The 17,592-nt window shown below is 49.7% G+C and carries 22 protein-coding genes and 1 pseudogene; 19 read left to right on the forward strand and 4 right to left on the reverse strand.

The features are described 5' to 3' along the window. Positions 1-55 precede the first annotated feature (55 nt). Positions 56-1,480: a YagK/YfjJ domain-containing protein gene (locus tag ACW5XC_RS17180; RefSeq protein WP_042054126.1), complete on the reverse strand. Its 1,425-nt coding sequence runs from the start codon at positions 1,478-1,480 to the stop codon at positions 56-58. A gap of 448 nt (positions 1,481-1,928) precedes the next feature. Between ACW5XC_RS17180 and ACW5XC_RS17185 the strand changes: the two genes are divergently transcribed. From ACW5XC_RS17185 to ACW5XC_RS17200, 4 genes are all read left to right on the forward strand, one after another. After that, positions 1,929-2,132: a helix-turn-helix transcriptional regulator gene (locus ACW5XC_RS17185; protein WP_042054124.1), complete on the forward strand. Its 204-nt coding sequence runs from the start codon at positions 1,929-1,931 to the stop codon at positions 2,130-2,132. 641 nt (positions 2,133-2,773) lie between these two features. Continuing rightward, complete coding sequence (locus ACW5XC_RS17190) at positions 2,774-3,499, forward strand: YagK/YfjJ domain-containing protein (RefSeq protein WP_236727575.1); 726 nt, start codon at positions 2,774-2,776, stop codon at positions 3,497-3,499. Positions 3,500-3,657: 158 nt separating this feature from the next. Continuing rightward, positions 3,658-4,503, forward strand: coding sequence for a hypothetical protein (locus ACW5XC_RS17195; protein WP_042054153.1), 846 nt, complete (start codon positions 3,658-3,660; stop codon positions 4,501-4,503). Continuing rightward, positions 4,503-5,951 (forward strand): hypothetical protein, encoded by a 1,449-nt coding sequence (locus ACW5XC_RS17200; protein WP_042054123.1) that lies wholly within the window; start codon positions 4,503-4,505, stop codon positions 5,949-5,951. Before ACW5XC_RS17195 ends, ACW5XC_RS17200 begins: the two co-directional genes overlap by 1 nt. A gap of 32 nt (positions 5,952-5,983) precedes the next feature. Here the strand turns inward: ACW5XC_RS17200 and ACW5XC_RS17205 are convergent, their stop codons facing one another. The 3 genes from ACW5XC_RS17205 to ACW5XC_RS17215 all read right to left on the reverse strand — a co-directional run bounded on the left by ACW5XC_RS17205 (position 5,984) and on the right by ACW5XC_RS17215 (position 7,838). Further along, on the reverse strand, positions 5,984-6,574 hold the full coding sequence (locus tag ACW5XC_RS17205; RefSeq protein ID WP_052451210.1) for a hypothetical protein: 591 nt from the start codon (positions 6,572-6,574) through the stop codon (positions 5,984-5,986). Between the two features lie 14 nt (positions 6,575-6,588). Beyond that, positions 6,589-7,269 (reverse strand): hypothetical protein, encoded by a 681-nt coding sequence (locus ACW5XC_RS17210; protein ID WP_133164104.1) that lies wholly within the window; start codon positions 7,267-7,269, stop codon positions 6,589-6,591. A gap of 224 nt (positions 7,270-7,493) precedes the next feature. Beyond that, positions 7,494-7,838: a helix-turn-helix domain-containing protein gene (locus ACW5XC_RS17215; protein WP_042054120.1), complete on the reverse strand. Its 345-nt coding sequence runs from the start codon at positions 7,836-7,838 to the stop codon at positions 7,494-7,496. A gap of 271 nt (positions 7,839-8,109) precedes the next feature. Between ACW5XC_RS17215 and ACW5XC_RS17220 the strand changes: the two genes are divergently transcribed. The 15 genes and pseudogenes from ACW5XC_RS17220 to ACW5XC_RS17290 all read left to right on the forward strand — a co-directional run bounded on the left by ACW5XC_RS17220 (position 8,110) and on the right by ACW5XC_RS17290 (position 17,488). Further along, positions 8,110-8,475 carry a hypothetical protein gene (locus tag ACW5XC_RS17220; RefSeq protein WP_042054118.1) on the forward strand — a complete coding sequence of 122 codons (366 nt, stop codon included), beginning with the start codon at positions 8,110-8,112 and terminating at the stop codon, positions 8,473-8,475. Between the two features lie 17 nt (positions 8,476-8,492). Then, positions 8,493-9,179, forward strand: coding sequence for a hypothetical protein (locus tag ACW5XC_RS17225; protein ID WP_236727573.1), 687 nt, complete (start codon positions 8,493-8,495; stop codon positions 9,177-9,179). An 84-nt stretch (positions 9,180-9,263) separates the two neighbouring features. Beyond that, entirely contained in the window at positions 9,264-9,827 is a 564-nt protein-coding gene (locus tag ACW5XC_RS17230) for a lecithin retinol acyltransferase family protein (protein ID WP_042054117.1), read from the forward strand. 35 nt (positions 9,828-9,862) lie between these two features. After that, positions 9,863-10,288, forward strand: coding sequence for a DUF2787 family protein (locus ACW5XC_RS17235; RefSeq protein WP_042054114.1), 426 nt, complete (start codon positions 9,863-9,865; stop codon positions 10,286-10,288). 10 nt (positions 10,289-10,298) lie between these two features. Next, entirely contained in the window at positions 10,299-10,727 is a 429-nt protein-coding gene (locus ACW5XC_RS17240; RefSeq protein ID WP_042054113.1) for a hypothetical protein, read from the forward strand. Beyond that, positions 10,702-11,004, forward strand: a pseudogene (locus ACW5XC_RS17245) (hypothetical protein). Before ACW5XC_RS17240 ends, ACW5XC_RS17245 begins: the two are co-directional and overlap by 26 nt. 89 nt (positions 11,005-11,093) lie before the next feature. After that, positions 11,094-11,591, forward strand: coding sequence for a RadC family protein (gene radC / locus ACW5XC_RS17250; RefSeq protein ID WP_042054112.1), 498 nt, complete (start codon positions 11,094-11,096; stop codon positions 11,589-11,591). A gap of 272 nt (positions 11,592-11,863) precedes the next feature. Then, positions 11,864-12,358 carry a hypothetical protein gene (locus tag ACW5XC_RS17255; protein WP_042054111.1) on the forward strand — a complete coding sequence of 165 codons (495 nt, stop codon included), beginning with the start codon at positions 11,864-11,866 and terminating at the stop codon, positions 12,356-12,358. Beyond that, on the forward strand, positions 12,358-12,573 hold the full coding sequence (locus ACW5XC_RS17260) for a hypothetical protein (RefSeq protein ID WP_042054110.1): 216 nt from the start codon (positions 12,358-12,360) through the stop codon (positions 12,571-12,573). Before ACW5XC_RS17255 ends, ACW5XC_RS17260 begins: the two co-directional genes overlap by 1 nt. After that, entirely contained in the window at positions 12,570-12,932 is a 363-nt protein-coding gene (locus tag ACW5XC_RS17265; RefSeq protein WP_042054109.1) for a hypothetical protein, read from the forward strand. Before ACW5XC_RS17260 ends, ACW5XC_RS17265 begins: the two co-directional genes overlap by 4 nt. A 79-nt stretch (positions 12,933-13,011) precedes the next feature. Continuing rightward, a complete protein-coding gene (locus tag ACW5XC_RS17270) occupies positions 13,012-13,554 on the forward strand; it encodes a hypothetical protein (protein WP_042054108.1) in 543 nt (180 codons plus the stop codon). 1 nt (position 13,555) lies between these two features. Next, positions 13,556-13,912 (forward strand): hypothetical protein, encoded by a 357-nt coding sequence (locus tag ACW5XC_RS17275; protein ID WP_042054106.1) that lies wholly within the window; start codon positions 13,556-13,558, stop codon positions 13,910-13,912. 84 nt (positions 13,913-13,996) lie between these two features. After that, a complete protein-coding gene (locus ACW5XC_RS17280) occupies positions 13,997-14,311 on the forward strand; it encodes a hypothetical protein (protein ID WP_042054105.1) in 315 nt (104 codons plus the stop codon). Next, positions 14,311-14,721, forward strand: a complete 411-nt coding sequence (locus tag ACW5XC_RS17285) for a type IV toxin-antitoxin system YeeU family antitoxin (protein WP_311731931.1) — start codon at positions 14,311-14,313, stop codon at positions 14,719-14,721. Before ACW5XC_RS17280 ends, ACW5XC_RS17285 begins: the two co-directional genes overlap by 1 nt. A gap of 1,183 nt (positions 14,722-15,904) precedes the next feature. Beyond that, positions 15,905-17,488, forward strand: a complete 1,584-nt coding sequence (locus ACW5XC_RS17290; RefSeq protein ID WP_074042606.1) for a DNA cytosine methyltransferase — start codon at positions 15,905-15,907, stop codon at positions 17,486-17,488. Positions 17,489-17,592 lie beyond the last annotated feature (104 nt).

Consider the following 17,592-nt stretch of genomic DNA (forward strand, 5'->3'; position numbering starts at 1 on the left):
GCTTGAGTAATCCACTGCTAAATTTTGTGGATTTACTTTCATCCTTGGGCTGTTGCTAAAATTTATATTTAGATCTATTCCTTACTGGCTTGCGTTGTGCTCCCTTACCAAAAGAACGTGCTTTTTTACCATTTGGAAGGATTGTATCCACATGGGCTAAAACATCCTGCCTAAATAGAGATTCTAACTCTTCATATAAAGCATGGCTACTATTACCACCATCCATCAAATTAAACTCATACCGATCTCCAGGATAAGCAAAAACATCCCCTTCGCCGTCTTTTATGATAGTACTTTTCCAGAGCTGCCCGATCGTCTCTCTTATGTCAAGTTTATGCTCCCACCCTCGACCTAAAAACAAAAAAACATGCATGTAGTATCCTCTGACAGAGCAATAGTCCAACTTCCAAATATATCCATCTACATGCCTAAACAATCGATTTCTCGAGCAGTTTATGAAAAGCTTGCGCCGTCCTTCTACTAACTCTTCTAGCTTATCTTTGAAGCCTTCGGTTTGGGAAGCTATTTTCAATGGTTCCTTATCCAAGCCTTTTGTTTCAGGCTGTGTAGCTACATTGCTTGACTCAATATGGATGTCATTATCTTTAGCATACATATTCTCTATTTTTTGTTTGAAACCCAAGCTAAACCTGACCACATAACGAGCGTTCCCTTCCTCTTTTTCTTTTACGTAGCCAAATATGGATTTAATATTTTGCTCAACATTAAATGCTCTCACCCTTACACTTTCTTTATAGCTATTCGAGTCAAAGACAACGTTAAGAAAGCTTACCAACCCACCAATAACATCATCTGAGTAATATTCATTGAAATCAGTATCGCAACCAATTGACAGCCTATGAAACTTTATAGCTTTAATAAAGTATGGCACTGCAGGGTGCACATTGAAATGCCTCTCAAAATCTTCATCTGAAATAAATGCATTAATATTTGATGAAATTAGCTTTCTAAGTATTTTTCTAATCTCTTTCTTCTGTACCGCACTATACACAGGCAATAAATCTTTTTGACTTGCCATTCTATCCTTTATTAGTTCGAATGCTTTGTTAACACTCTGCTCATCTTCCAAATTACTTATTTCAAAAATCCGCCGACCAATCATAGGCAAGTGGTAATAACTGTATTCTCGAATAGTCCCAATATATCTAAGCAACATGAAAATTCGCTCAAAGAAATCAGCGTCACCCGAAACAACCCGACTTTTTTTCAGGTAATGGCGTCTATTCACCCCAAGAGATTTTATAAAACGAAGTCTATAGTCATCAATTTCAGATGTTTTGAGCATAAAACCTCTACTGATCGTAGCTGCAATATGGGCATATGTCCTATTTCTTTTAGCTGCTTTCAGTAGGGAGTCACTATATTCATAAATTGAAAACTTTTTAAGTATCTCTTCTGTTTCTCCCTTATCTACCTTCCTCCTTTCTTCTTTTGCTATCACATCAATTTCGTCAGTCATGAGTATTCTCCTTTTACGTCACTAGCTGTGATGATGAATTACTTGTCTATCAAATAACCATAACTCCGGCTGAATATCACGATAAAAATGCAAAGAAGCAAATGGTGGACTTCTAGATGTCCGCTTCGCACACTTAGCTACAAATCACGGTACATAACCATGATCACACTTAACATGGGAAGTGACTTTGCATGGCAAAGCGAAGCTCATCTGAATTTTCACTCATTCTCCATGGGCTATGTGCATGCTCCTACCTATGGCTACTACTCCGGCTATCGCTACCTATGTGCACCGAGAGGGTGACCATTCCAAACCATAGAAAGTTACCAATATGAAGGCACATACTTGTATTTGGCATCATGACCACTCAGCTCGCTGAACTACCATCTTTTTTTTCACTGGCCCGCTCTTCTGATGAAACAACCCACTACATCATCAGGAGTACACCATGAACAACACCATCAAAGTCCTGCGCATCAAAGACCTCATCAACAAGATTGGCATGGCCAGGTCTACTATCTATGACTGGCTTAATCCCAAGTCCCCTCGTTATGACGAGACATTCCCCAAACCCTTCAAGATAGGTCAGTCCTCTATTGGTTGGTTTGAACACGATGTTGATAGCTGGCTTATTCATCGCAGCCAGTCTTGAATGCTCTTTTTTCATCCCTAGTGAGCTCCATAACTTTCAGTGTTATAAATCATATCTTGATAGGTTAATGGGTTAATAAAATAGCCATTTCTTCTTATATATGTTTTTTTGGTATTTTTGTAGGTGAGGTAGGCATATCGCGTTTAGGTTTATTTATTATTAAACATTACTTCTATTCAATACTATTCCTGTGCTATGTACAGTCCCCCATACCCCCCAATAACCATTACCACTATCGCGTACCATTACACCACTCCCATGTGGTGGTCATGCTACCACCAGCATAGTTAGCCAATACTACTCCACCAATCGCCCCTATATACGCGTGTGTCTATCACACAGCGTAGGGTTACTCTTGCCTAAGCGAGGCCATCATGTTTAATACCGTTAGACTCTTGGATATCCTGTTCCTATCACGAAAACTCCAGCATACGACTTTCCCAGTCGTAATCGTGGCATACACCCCTGCCCGCGAGTTGCATATAGATTGCCTAGACCACTCATTATCGAAGTGCCTCTTTAGCGTATTGGAGACCGTACGTGATTATTTCTACTATCATACCGAAATATCCTCAGCCCACCCTACCATAGAATTATTTCTGACACATATGCGAGCAGTGCCTAAGTTACATCTCGCAAGGATGCCCTCCCTCGATAGCCAGACAGTCCATAAGCTGGCCGATGCTATAAATAATGCTCTGGGAGCCTTCCTAAGTACGTCCAAGCACCAGATACACCGTAAGCGCCTAAATAACTTACGGCGTGTTGAGAAACGCAATCAGCACAGCATAGCGACCTATATCAACAGTCTATTCTCTCAATATTCAAAATTATTATTCATTCGTTTGGATATTGGGTATCGTGAGGCCCACTACCATCGATTAACTGCGGATAATACCACCCATGACTTACGTCATTACCTGAGCGTAATACAGAGACGATTCAAACATCTGGTGGGGTATATCTGGAAGATAGAATACGGTATAGAGCGGCGTTTTCATTTCCACCTCACCTTTATATTCAATGGGGCTAAGCATCAGCAGGATGTCTCATTGGGTAAAGCCTTGGGGAAGCTGTGGGAGACAATCACCGATGGGCGGGGGAACTATTACAACTGCAATAGCCGTCGAGTCCAGTACCAGGAATGGGGGACTGATGGGATAGGGATGGTGCATTACGCTGATACCGATAAGCAGGCGCTACTACTGGGGGCTCTGGGTTATCTTACCAAACCTGATGAGCTGATATTGGCGACTCTCCCAGCTGGCCGCCGTACCTTTGGCCGCATGGAGAGAGCGACAGCCCGTTCTCGCGGAGGGAGGCCACGCAGCATTTATGGTCCAGGGGTCATTCAGTTAGCCAACTGATACAGCCCTCTAAGGAATCTTGGATTCAGATTGCCCTGAGAATGATGGGAGTGTGATGTTTCGCACCCTATTCCCGAATGATATTCAATAATCTGGATATGATCGCCAACTGGGCAGGTTGGTCGGCTTTAACAATGGTTAATAACAATGGAGATTACATGTTACTAAACGCTGAGCGGAAAAAAGCACTACAAGATCTTGAAACTGCTGAAAAGCGCTGCAAAGCCTACGTCGTGCTGGCCCAGAGAGAGATCACGTCTCTCTATGAGTGGCGCGCCAAATGCAGTAAAGAGTTGATTACTCGAGTGGAAAGTTATATCAACAGGATGAAGAATACCCCCATCGAATTAGATAAATCATTCGCAGAATTCAAAGCTGAAATCGTTGAATTTGATGACGTCGTCGAAAAGCTTGAGATGGAATATAACAAATCACATGTTGGTAAGGGTACTGCTGCTGTTGGGATTGCTGCCGGTGCGGGCTTCGCAGCCTTTGCACCCACAGCAGCTTTGGCCGTGGCAACTACATTTGGTACAGCATCTACAGGAACTGCTATAGCAACGCTAAGTGGTGCTGCGGCGACTAATGCAGCTCTAGCTTGGTTGGGAGGTGGTGCCCTTGCTGCAGGTGGTGGTGGCATGTCTGCTGGTGGAGCACTGCTGGCACTTGCTGGGCCACTGGGGTGGGGGATAGGGGCGGCTGGAATTGCAGGCGGCGCGTTACTAGCTCGTAACAAAAACAGCAAGATTATCGAAGAGACTCGAAGCGAAGAGCGTAAATTACTTGCTCAATGTAGTGAGCTCAATGTTGTCCAGACCACAGTTAAAAAAATGGTTTCGCTTACCTCCGAGCATTATCACGGTACCGAAAGCATTATCGACGTGCTAAGCAAGACTGCACCTCACGACTACAAAGACTTTGTCCCTAGCCAAAAGCAGCAACTTGCCTCACTTATCAATCACATCAACTCGCTGTCTCAGCTAATCAACAAAAAGGTTAAGTAATGGTAGTGAAGCATGCTGAGCCAGTGAAGGATCAAGTGACAGGGATTGTTGTTGATCAACTTAATCAGATGAACCAACAAGCCATGAATATCCAACTTAGCGCACAGCACATTGCCTTTGAGGTGGCGACAGAGCAAATGCAGAAGGTGCGGGTTTTCATTGCCAACCCCAGTGGCATTCTTGGATCGATGTCCACTAAGCATGGTGAAATTGCCGAGCAGGTCGAAGTGGGTGTGCGCAATGCTCGCCAAGCTATTGAGGAACGACTGCAAGACGAGTCATTGCTTAAGGCTACGTTCGAGGGGGTTGGTCGTACAGCCCCTGTGGACTACATGATCGATAACATTGCTGTGCAGTCGAAATTCATAAACGGTGCCAAAGACAATCTCGATCATGTCCTCAGACACCTCGACAAGCACCGAGAATTTGGCCGCACGGATGAGATTTACCACATACCAAAAGACCACTGGCAAACTATTCGTGATGTTCTGGATGGCAAGCCAGTTGATGACTTGAATGAAAAATCTATCAGGGCAATCCAAGAAAAAGTCGTGGCCATGGAGCAGGCTACTGGACGCTCGTTTGATGACCTAGTCCGCCCTGGAATATCCGATTACCGTGACGTGCAACTAGGGCGAATTGAGGACACGCTGGATAAGTATGATCAGGAACTTGCGGATCAAAATCAGCAAAAGAAAGCTGAGATTGTTGATGACCACCGGCCATCACTCCAAGGCGCGGCAAATGCTGCAATGATAGGAGTCGCAGTAGCTGGAGTGGTGACTTTGGGTACAGGGATCTACAAGAAATACTGTGAAGGAAGGAATATTTTCAAGGGGGAGCTCACAAAGAGTGATTGGCAAGAACTTGGTATAGATACGGCCAATGGTGCTCTAATCGGAGGAGTGTCTGCAGGAGCAATCTACACGCTAACAAACTTTGCCGGTATGGGAGCTCCTTTTGCTAGCGCTCTGGTCACAGCGGCCAAAGGTGTTGGAAGTCTAACCCTGTCACTACAAAGGGGGGAAATTGATATAGAGCAGTTCACCGATCTGGGTATGATTGTGTGTGCAGAAGCCGCAGTTGTTGGTGCCATGACAGTAGCTGGCCAAGCAGTCATCCCGATCCCAGTACTCGGTGCTCTTATCGGTTCAATCTCAGGAAAGATGCTAGTCACTGTTGCCAAAGGTATGAGCGACAAAATGATCGCTGAAATAAATCACAAAAAAGAAGCCTTTATTAGACGGTTAAGCGAGATTGAGCAACAAGCTTTGGCGCGCATCATGGCTGAGTTTGACGCGCTGGGTGATTTGACAAAGGCCGCCTTCAATATACAGACCAACCAACAACTCCTATTGGCTAGCGTCGAACTGGCCAGAGCGTATGGAGTCAATGAAGCACTCATCATTGCAACTGAGGACGAGCTCGATAGCTTCATGAATGCCTGACTAATGGGCCACCAAGAAGAGTGGCCCCCTTATTACCGCGAGATGATCGCCAATTGGTTGGAGATCCAATCATGGAGCTGACTTGGTGCCGTGATCGCTGTTTCTAGCGCAACGCGTTTACTGCAACACTCCACCTCGGGGTATTCCTGCGCTTGGCTAGTCCAAGTGTCATGGTTAGCCCAAGGGTGATCGCCCTCTATCGCATCCCAGCGATACAACGCATCTTTTGTAAAACGATATAGATGCACTTCTAACGAAGAACTGCCGGTGTGGGGGTCGTAATCCGTTGCTTCTGGTGCTGCCTCGTTGAATGCATCATCAATATTCAAGCGAAAATAGAGTGCGATATCCCCTTTCTGAGCATGTTCGGCCCCACGGCCACGCTGGTAGCAGTAATAAGACCGAAAAAGTGGTAAGAAACTCCAGGGAGCGCGAGCCGAAGGTTTGGAGGTCGCCCTGCCAACGCCATCACCCTCCGCGTTCCCCCAGTAGCAAAAACGGGCATCTGCAGCCTCACTGGCCAACTTATCCAGTTGTGGCAAGATCCGTTCATAAAAACCTTCGATCAGACGATGAGCATGTCTGACTTGAGCGATAAGGATCTGTGCTTGGGATACGTCCATCAGTTATCTCCGACTTAACGCCAATATTGAAGTTGTTCGAGACCAGCCGCAGGGTCAATAGACTTGGACATCTCCACCATCGGCTGCCAATCTGGAATCATTGGTGCCATCCCGAACAACTCGAATGCATTCTGCCAATCGCGCAGGATCGCTTTGTCTTGGCGTGTCGAAAAATGCGTGTTCTGTCGAAGCCAGTTCAGGAGGGCCTCCCATTCGCAGGCTGCCATGGGCTCAAACCTTGTTGGCAACGCAGATTGTGCAAGCACGGCTGGCACCACATTGCCCAACGCGATGAAGTAGATCTTCTTGTGCTTGGCATACGCCTTGTCGCGCTGCACAGCATCTATCTGATCCCGCCATTGTTGACGAGACTGTGTACCGCCAAACGGAGGCTTCACTTCGATGACAAATAGCTCTCGCTTGAAATGAAGAACAACATCAGGCTCCACTTTATGTGCACTGGAGTTCTTCAAATGCGGCCATAATTCCAACTCCTCAAAACCGGACAACTCAACAGATCGCCCAATCATAAACGCCAATAACGCAGAGAGGGCGCCATCAGAAAGATAAGGAACACGGCCAAAAAATGTGGCAGTCAGCAGATCTTCACTACGCTGAAACACATCACGCCAACGCAATGACTCTTCTTTCAACCCAATGCGGCCCGCTTTGCTGCTTAAGATTGCCTGTAACACAACGCCTCGGAGATAAAAAACAAAAGCGCATAACGATTTACCGGCCGATATCAACTATTGCCGGACGGGTCACGGTTATCGCTCCGTGGTTCGATTGAAAAGGATCTCAGTTATATATCATTAAGAGACACCAACCACATATCGCTGTGAAGCAGCTTGGGAGCGCCATTACGGCCTCCCAAGTCATCGGGTGTCAGTCAGTCACAGATGCGCACTGCGAGCCATTAAGACGCCAGTCGCGCCACCAGCTTATCTACCAACTCCAGCACCAGCGCTCTGTCCGTTGTATCGAGCTTGGCCAACTGCTGGCTGAGCACAATGCCTTGTTCGGTGGGGCGGTTGCTGGTCTCACGCAGAAAGTCTGCAAGCTCACAGCCAAACAGCTGAGCCAACTCTGCGAGCCGCACGACGGTCGGCACCACGAGGCCTCGTTCCATCCGGGAGACGGCTTCCATACCTATCTTCAAATGCTCTGCCACTTGCTCCTGAGTCAGCCCCGCCTGCTGGCGTTGCCGTCCAATCGCTTTGCCCACGCTCTTGGCCAGCGCTTCAGAGTTGATGTTTGTCATACGTCCTCCAGTCAACCCTGATAGTTGACTATGGACTTTTATTGACATTAAGGACCCTTTGCGATGAGGATCACCCCATTAGATCTAATCCAGTGAAATAGTTACCCCAACATCGAAAGGAGTTCGACACGACTTAACCTCAACCCATCCCCTTGGTGGCATTTGGCTATCAGCCAGCACCACCATTAACCCATTACGTTTACACCCGTTCGCCCGACAGGCTCGCCTCGTCGGTCAGGTATCCTTTTGCCATTTTTATTAAGGAGAAATCATGAATCGCACACTGCTTTATCCCTTACTGCTGGCTTGTGGCCTATCACTGAGCGCTTGCGATACAGCATCCGCTAATAGCCCAGAATTCAGTCTAGACGTGGAATACACCGCGATTGGGCGGCCTCAGATAGTCGTCACCTCGCTCAACGATCAAGTCACCATTCAAAAAGTGCTGATTAATGGCGGCAAGAGTAAATGCCGGGTGATGCTGCGCAGTGACTTGATGGGGTCGGTGGGAGGAACCTATTTCCCACTCAAGCTCAATTACACCGAAAGCTGGCGGCTGGTCATGACCGAGCCGTGCCGATTGAGGGAGGTCACCCTCTTCACCAATCTGGGCAATGCCTCTTACACCATTGAATAAGTCGTCTGGAGAGTGACATGACAGAAAAGATCAAACTGGCACTGTGGTGCACATGGTTAATGTTGTTTGCCTTACCGGCCTGGGCCGCACCTGAATTCACGGTGCCAACGGTCACTAAGCGGGTACCGGCCAACATTGAGGGCACCCTAAATTTCGCCAGCATGCAGTTTTGGATAGAGACCTCGAAAGGGGAGCGCATCATGCTGATGCCGCTGGATGAAGATGAGCCGAGGCTCATACCCAGTGTCAGCCAGCCGGTTTCCCTGAACGGTTTTATGCTCACCTATTCAGATGGCAGCCGTTACTTCGAGCCCTCCTTTGCACCTGCGTCAGCTGCATCAAGTACCACGTCATTTACCATCGTGAAAAATGACGATGACAGCATCGAGATCCGGCATGGGGGTGAAGTGCTGCTGCGCACCGATGAATATGACGCCATCAAACTCACGCACCGTTTGCCGCAGGCCAACGGGCAGGCGGTCTTGTTTGAGCTCCACAGTGGCGGAGTGGCATGCCCGGTGCTCTACCAGTTGGCTGTCGCTCAGACTGGTGTGCTGACCATGCTTTCACAACCCTTTGGTACCTGCAGCGATGAAGGCAAGCTGACCCCCGAACCCAACGGTTTCACCCTCGACTTGCCCGGCAATCTTGGTCAGCGCTGGGTATGGGATGCCAGCAGCCTGACGCTGCGCAAGCAGTCCTGACCACCAGCCACTACATATTCACCACCATCAGGGCACCTTCGGGTGCCCTCTGTTTTATGCAGCATGTTATTTAAGGAACGGTTCATGCCATTACCGCAATCAGGGGACCACCTCGTTTCCCCCCGCACCGGTTACCAGCACCACGGTCTCTATCTAGGGGACCATCAGGTCATCCACTACCAGGGGGTCAGTGCCGGTATACATTCCGGTCAGATAGCTATCACCACGCTTGCCGAGTTTAGCCAAGGGCGGGGCTATCGCATCCAGCACCACAGTGCACGAGCTTTCAACCGGGAGGAGAGTATCGACCGTGCTTACTCCCGTCTTGGAGAGGCGCACTACAGCACGCTCTTTAACAACTGCGAGCACTTCGTGCTCTGGTGTATCGAGGGCTTTCACTACAGCAAGCAGATTAACCAGCTGATTGCCACGGGGTGTATCGCACATCAGGCGCTTCGCACAGTGGCTCGGCAGCCTACCCTTGCGGCCCTGCCAGGCATGACCACCAGCACGGCACTGAATCCGTCAGCAACGACTGTGGTGACCGCCGCAGTCGGTACGTTGCTGAGTAGCTCGGCCACCTCGCTGGCGGCACCCTTGGCTGCCACCTACGGCCTCTACCGCGCCTGGCGCTGGTTCAGGGATTGACGGGCCCCACATTCGATACGAAAGGACACATCAAGATGACCATGCCATTTCACTTGGCAGGGATGGCCCTGCCGATTTCGCCCGAGCTGCCTGACTTACTGCGCAGCGTCGTGCGGGAACAACAACTCGACCTCACCGACCTCTCGACCCTGACCTTCAACTTTCGCAGCCCCGCCTACAGTGCCGAGACGGGTGGCGTCCATCCGGTAGAGCTGCGGCTTATTCGGGGATTGCACGGCTGGGTCTTCGATTACATCACCGACTTCAGTTATCAGGGAGTGGGCCAGGATGCCGAGCTCTGCAAGGAGCTCGACTTCAACCTCTCCTGCGACGAGCATTACCTACAAGGCTGGGGGCCACTGCCCGGCGTGGAAGCGCGGGAACTGTTCGCCCTGTGGCAGAGCAATTTCATGAGCTACGCCCAGTTGGGGTATTTCTCCGTTACGGTCAGTGGGGATTAGGAGGTGTGTGATGACTAACGGACTGCCGCTCTCTCACTATTCACGCCAGTGGCTGGGACTGGTCGCGGCTAAAGCTAAGCTGCTGCCGATTCGCCAGGGCGAGCGCTGGTTGCTGCACCTGACGCCTTGTAGCAAACATGCACGCACCGTCACGCTACATCTGCGCTGGTCTGGCGTGCAGTGGCAACTGCTCTCCCTCACCAATGCCGAGGATTGGCGCACCATGAGTCAGCATGTCGATGAAATCTGCGTGAACCCCACTCGTCGCTGTTTCTGGCGCTGCCAAGCAGGACCTGTCCCGCTCTCTGAGCAGCCCCGCGTGCTGGGGAGCTTTTTGAACGACCTGCAGCGTAGCTGCATTCATCACGGCTATTGCGTGGAGAGTGACCCCTTACCCCAAGAGGAGGCACATGATGCCCAAACAACCGATCGCCGTTGAGCTGGAAGCCATCAACCGAGAGGGAGAAACGCAGGTGGTGCGTGACAGTAGCCTAACCGTGCAAGGCTACAGCGTCTATCTGCGGGCTGTGGAGGCCAGCGGGCTGGCCTTGGCTACCTAGGTTGCTGACCACGACGCCATTGGTCCTGCCTATGAGCTGGCAGAACGGCTGAGCGTTGCGCTCGCTATCCCGCTCACCATGCTGGTCCCCGAACCACTAATGCCGGTGAAGCAGGAACCCACCGCCAGGGAAGGCGCCACCACCACGGCCAACTGAACACCCCTCATAGTGAACCAACAACCTCTTTGCCTTTAACCCCGACATGCTTCCTGTGTGCCGGGGTTTTGCTTATTTGGAGACCCACCATGCATTACTACAAGCTCAAAGCCGGGGAGTGCCCCGGCACTTATGTCGTCACTGAACCCGTGACCGAACAAGACCTGCTGCGTATCGCCAACCAAATTGCCCGTAAGCGCTTGGCCAAAGGCACCGCCATTACCAGTACTACAGAGGCCGCAGAGCGACTGCAAACCCTGCTGCAAGACCGGGAGCATGAAGTGTTTGGCGCACTGTTCCTTGACTCCCAGCATCGCGTGCTGGCTTTTGAGGAGCTGTTTCGCGGCACCCTCGACAGTGCCAGCATCTACCCACGGGAAGTGGTCAAGCGGGCCTTGCTGCTTAACAGCGGGGCCATTATCGCGGTGCATAATCACCCCAGTGGTGACCCGGAACCCAGCTACTCTGACCGGGTCTTTACCCAAGCCCTCAAAGAGGCCTTGGCGCTGGTGGATGTCCGGTTGCTTGACCATCTGGTGGTCGGTGCTGTGGGCGTGGTATCCCTGAAAGAGAGAGGTCAGCTATGAACTTGGTCCCAGGCACATCACACCTCACCGCCCTCGATATCCTCCTCGAGCTGCGCTTTTGGCTGGCAAACAACGTCTAGATGCAGGCAGATCCCGCCATCGTTGCCCACTGCCTAACGGCTACCAGCTCACCCAGGCTGACTGCATCGAGGTCATTGATTTGCTGCTACATCAGCTGCGCGATTAGCCAATCCGGATCATCAGGTCCAACGCCATCACCCACAAGGCCACCTCACTGCAGGTGGCCTTTTGCATTTCAAGGAACTATGCCCATGTCTGCCTTCATGATCGATCGCAAGGACTACCTTACCTTTGCCGTACAGTTACACCGCTTTTGCAATGCCCCGATGCCACCGCACTACACCCTGGAGCTACTGCGCACCCTCTGGTGGAACTCACCAATGGAGGTCACCAGTACCTGGGCGTGGCGGGTAGACCGGCTGGTGCGGCTGATGATGATCGCCAACCGGAGGGCAGTCTGGCATCGCTATCAGCTGGGGCGTCAGGAACCACGTCAGCACCGCTCTACCAAGCTCAGTCCGCTTAAACCGGCCCACCGTTACCACCAAGCACCACTCACCGATGCCGAACTGGTTGCCCTCTACAAATTTACCTGCTGCGCCCTGTACCAATCGAGCGAATGGACCGGGAGTCCTGAGCAGGCACCTCGGCTAGTGAAGGTGATACAGCAGTTGCAGCAAGCGCTGGCGCAAGACGTGCTGACACGGCTGTCACTGTGGGACCAAGCCCTTTGGGGAGAGATGTGATGAATATTTCCATCACCCTGACCATGACGACTTCACCACCGGACGGTACAGCCCATATAGCCCAACGCATTGCCGATGACATGGCTCACCTGCATCACCATCTAGGGGATGGGGTCAGAGATGAACTGGGCATCAGCATCAGTTACCTCGTCGAACAGTTTGCGCTACTGGCAACGGCTTACCGTTTACCTGCAGAAAGGGAGAAACACCCATGATCGAATTTACCGACAGTTTTAGCCAGGCCGCAGTCGCGGAAGGCATATGTGCCCATCCAGCACTCGCCAAGCTCATCAGTCAGCAGTTGATGCTGCCGGGCTTTGCCTATGCCCACGATGTAGAGGGGCGGCGTATTGGTGGCCCGCTGGTGGCCCCCAACCCGGTGCTGCACAAAACCTCGCTCTTTGTCAGCCCACGGGATATGCGTGAGCACCTGCCACGAGAGATTAACTTCGCCCGCTTTCGCTGCGCCTGTAATGCAGCGGGTCAGCCGGTCGGTGAGTGGCAACGGGTAATTGTCGGGGCCTACGTCAACCACGGTAGTAATGACAAGCCGGATTGGAGTAGTCACACCTGAGCCACGGCCACCAGCACACACAAGACCCCATACAGCCCCTCACACCGAGGGGCTGTTTGCATTTGAAGGAACCCCAACCATGCATGACTTACGTGATTACAACACCCTGACCGCTCAGCAGCTCACCGTTGCCATCGGCCAGCTCAACCACAACACCGCACCGAAGATAATGACCCACCTCGCATTGCGGGCTAGGCAGTCGCCCCCGCTTGGTAATGGCCGTAGCAGAGCCAAGACCCTCAAACTGCTGCGCCGGGTCAAGAAAGCCCGCAAGGCGGGGCGTATCCCGTTCGAGCTCACCGTAACGGGTTGCCGCATCGACCGGGGCAGCCATCAGGCTGACCGTTACTACTACGACCGCACGCTACTGGCTCAAGGTTGGCAGCAATACGATACCGAGGATGACGCGTGGTATTTCGGCATCTGGATTAACACCGAGAAGCTGGAGACCTTTACCTACGCCGAAGGGGATACCAGCCATGTGATTGCGCCAAACGTCGAGGCGTTTCGTGCCGAGCTGGCGCGGCTCTACCAGTACTACCCACAAGCCCCGGCGTTTATCAGCATCGACCCGAAGGCGGGCGTTGTGACCCACCACTTTGAAGCCAAACCGGAGGTGTGACATGGCGAAAAACATCACCATCCGGGTGCTAGGCAAACATCCGCAAACCGGCGAGCTCACCACCTTCGAACTCAAGGGCCAGCGCATGGATATCGACATCGGTGGCCAAGCCGTGCCCTTCCTCATTCACGGGAGGGGCATCGGCACCTCACTCACCCATATCCCGAGTGGCTATCGCATAGCCCTGCTCGGCGGCTGGCTCACCGCGCGTTACGCCATACCTGAGAATAAGCCCAGCAGAACAGCCTGTGCCCAGATGGCCATAGACCGGCTCGTGGCTCAATACGGCTCGCTGCACCTGCTGGACCGACTCAACTGCAAGCCGGTTATCAATGAGACAGCTGACTGCGCTCGTTGACGCCCCTGAATCTCGCTCATCCACAAACAGCATAAAGGGCCAGCCCTCACAGGCTGGCCCTTGGCATGATTGGAGTCACCGAACATGACCCGTCTTATCACCGGGCTCGAGGTGCATCGCTATGCCCCCGAGCTTAACAAACTGCATCTGCGCAACCGGCAGACGTTACCCGTTCCCGGCATCACCACCATCAAAGAGGCCAAAGCCCGTCTGTTTGGCCGCTGGCAGCCGGGGCATCAGGTGACCATCACCGTGAGCCATCCCAACTACATCAATCTCTCCCGGCTTTACCGGGGACGACTAGCCAGCCTGACCGACCTCCCTGGACACCTGACCAGACTACGCCAGCGCCACAACGTGCCTGGCACCCGCATCGACATTCAACTGAGGTATCGCTAATGATGACCACAACCCATCCCACATGCTCTGCTACACAGCAACCTGAGGCCCCAGCTCTCACACCGCTCCCCAGCATTTGCTGGGGTCTGCCGCGTGATATCTCGCCACGCTTTGGTGCTCGTCTGATACAGAGTCGCTACCGGCTCGATATTCTATCCGATCGGGCCAGTCTGATAGGTGAATGGAGTGAGGCGCAGATAGCCAAGCTCGACCTGGCTTTCCCGGAGATCATCAAAGCTCTGGAAGCCAAGCTGCTGACCGGCGAACTGGATGCCCAACGTCAGCACTGCATCACTATCCAGCACAGCTGCTTTACCTGCGAAGCCGATACCCTTGGCAGTCACGGCTATGTCTACATCGCGATTTATCACGCAATAAGTGCGGACATCACGCACTGCGCCAAGGCGTGATCGCATTCCCACTGGTGGCCACATTAACACCGTGGTTATGATTCACTTCTGACTCACCCAACTAAGAGAACTGCTGATCACCTATTACCACATGCCTCTGACTAACTACGCCAAGAAAACTCTGACAGCTTGAACACAACCAACTAACCCAGCGTTTTCCCCTTCACTAAATACCTCTCCAACCCTGCCGCACCCCACGCGGTGGGGCGATGGCGTATGGAGCACCATCATGTTGCATCACAAACTGATCGCCGGGGAGCACCCCGGCACCTATCTCCTCACCGCTCTGGTTAACGAAGATGAGCTGTTGACGATCGCCAGCCAGACTGATCTCCAGACATAGGCAAAGAGTACGGTTATTATCGATGAATATTTGTTACAGTAGGAATTGTAAGTGCGATAGAGGTCATAACCCTTCTTCGCCTTCATTACGGATTAAACATATTAAAGTATAAGTCAATATCAAAGGGATATAAAATGGGCAACACTAATAAAATTGACATGCTAAACCAAAAATTTCCTATGGTCGGTTTATCTGCTGATTGGATATTCCAGACATGGTTAATAAATGGAAGTATAAACAATGGGACCGTTATCTTTGAAAATGAGGACAGAGAATGCTATGAAGTTATTGATTTCTATTATAAAAACGAAGACCGCCATGAAAGCATATTATATTCAGGGGGGTTAACAGATGTTATAAATTATTCCATCCACATCCTAAAAATTTCTTTCTAAAAACAACATGTTTTTTCATACAGATGGAATTTTCAAAGATATTATAAATGCGTAACCATTACAATAAATTCACAATAAATTCCAAGTTGCTATCAATCTTCCAAATTAATCGTGCGAAAACATGGCGAAAGCAACGATGTAAAGCCCCCAATATACATCAAGCTGGGCGAATACCTACCAGCTTAGCTCAGATAGATAATTTAACACTCGGTAGTAAGCAAGTCATAGCGATGTTGTACCAAGAAAGCCTTCATAAGGTCATGGCACCGACGCCATGTATCATAAGGAACCGATTGAACAGCCTTCTCCGGCATACATCCGATGCTACCAGCCCCCGCCATGAGCCTTACACAAGGCTTTTTATCGACAAGAGCCACGCTTTGGCTTCCCGTTCACGCATCTTCCTGGTATCTTTGTTAGCTGATCAAAAACACAGTATTAGACCATGAACACCGTTTTATCACCGATCCCAATTATCGATTTATTTGCTGGTCCAGGAGGACTAGGCGAAGGATTCTCTTCACTTAACGAAGGTTCTTCCTTCCAGATTATGGTCTCTGCAGAGAAGGATCCTGTTGCTCACCAGACTCTAAGACTCAGGGCTTACTATCGATTACTCAAAAGCAATTTTCCTGATGGACTATCAGATTACTATCAGTTTTGCAATGGGAAATCACCTAATCCTTTCACTGAGAGAACCTATGAGTATTGGGAGCGAGCAAATCATGAAGCGATGTGTATTGCTATCGGTAGTGATAAGGGGAATGCAGCCCTTGACTCTGCAATTACAACTGCATTAGGCAATAAGGATTTACCATGGGTTCTCATTGGCGGACCTCCATGCCAAGCATATTCTCTTGCTGGGCGCTCGAGAAATAAAGGTAACTCTAACTATATACCCGAAGATGATTCTAGGCACTTCCTATACTTGGAGTATTTAAGAATCATAAAAAATAATAAACCAGATATTTTTGTCATGGAGAACGTGAAGGGTATTCTTTCATCAAAAATAAATGGCGGTTTAATTTTTCATCAAATTCTAAGAGATCTTGCAAATCCTAGCATGGCATTGGATAAAAAAGATAATGGCTTACGATATAATATCGTATCTCTTGTCAATGATGAAATATTCATGGATGGTGATGATCCACAAAAAATAGATGCAACTAATTTCATTATTCGCTCCGAAGACTATGGAATACCTCAGGCTCGTCATAGAGTAATTCTACTCGGTATCAGAGACGATCGTTTCAGCCATAATTTACCTAAGCTAAACAAAGAGAGTCGGATTACAGTTAATAATGCTATTGGTAATCTGCCTCCATTACGCAGTAAATTAAGTCGAGAAGAGGACTCTGCTGCTGCATGGGAACAAAAAATCCGAGAAGGATTAAAACTGCTTGCAAACAATGCAATTAAAGAGTCCAAACTCACTTCAGAGCTGATAGATAATATTCGTAAAACAGCTGATTTTCTTCAGAACGTTGATACAGGCTCTCTCCAATATCCAAGAGAGAAAAATGAAGGTACCACTGGTATTAGTGAACTTGACAAATGGTTCAATGATGACCGACTTAAAGTTTGGCTGAACCACGAAACCAGAGGTCATAGAATTGATGATTTGATTCGATACGGATTTGCTGCATGTTTTGCTAAAATAGAAGGAAGATCGCCAAAGGGGCACAAAGAATTTTGTCTTGACTCCTTAGCTCCAGCGCACAAGAATTGGGAAAGTGGGCATTTTTCGGATCGGTTCCGAGTTCAACTTTCTAATGCACCTTCTACAACAATTACAAGTCATATATCTAAAGATGGGCATTACTTCATTCATCCTGATCCGACACAGTGTCGCAGCCTCACAGTAAGAGAAGCTGCTCGTTTGCAAACCTTTCCTGATAATTATTTTTTCCAAGGTGGACGAACTCAGCAATATCATCAAGTGGGTAATGCAGTGCCGCCCCTATTAGCAAACAAAATAGCTCGTTTGGTGTTAGACATTTTGCAAAAATCTTCTACTTATAGAAGCTGATATCTTAGATGTCTTATCTGTGTCAGAAGTATATAAGAAACCATAACACTATGGCTTGGTAAGCCCAAGCCATAGTGTAAGGATTAATACGATAAATTTAATTA

The sequence above is a fragment of the Aeromonas sp. 25-AL00135 genome, from assembly GCF_054052385.1.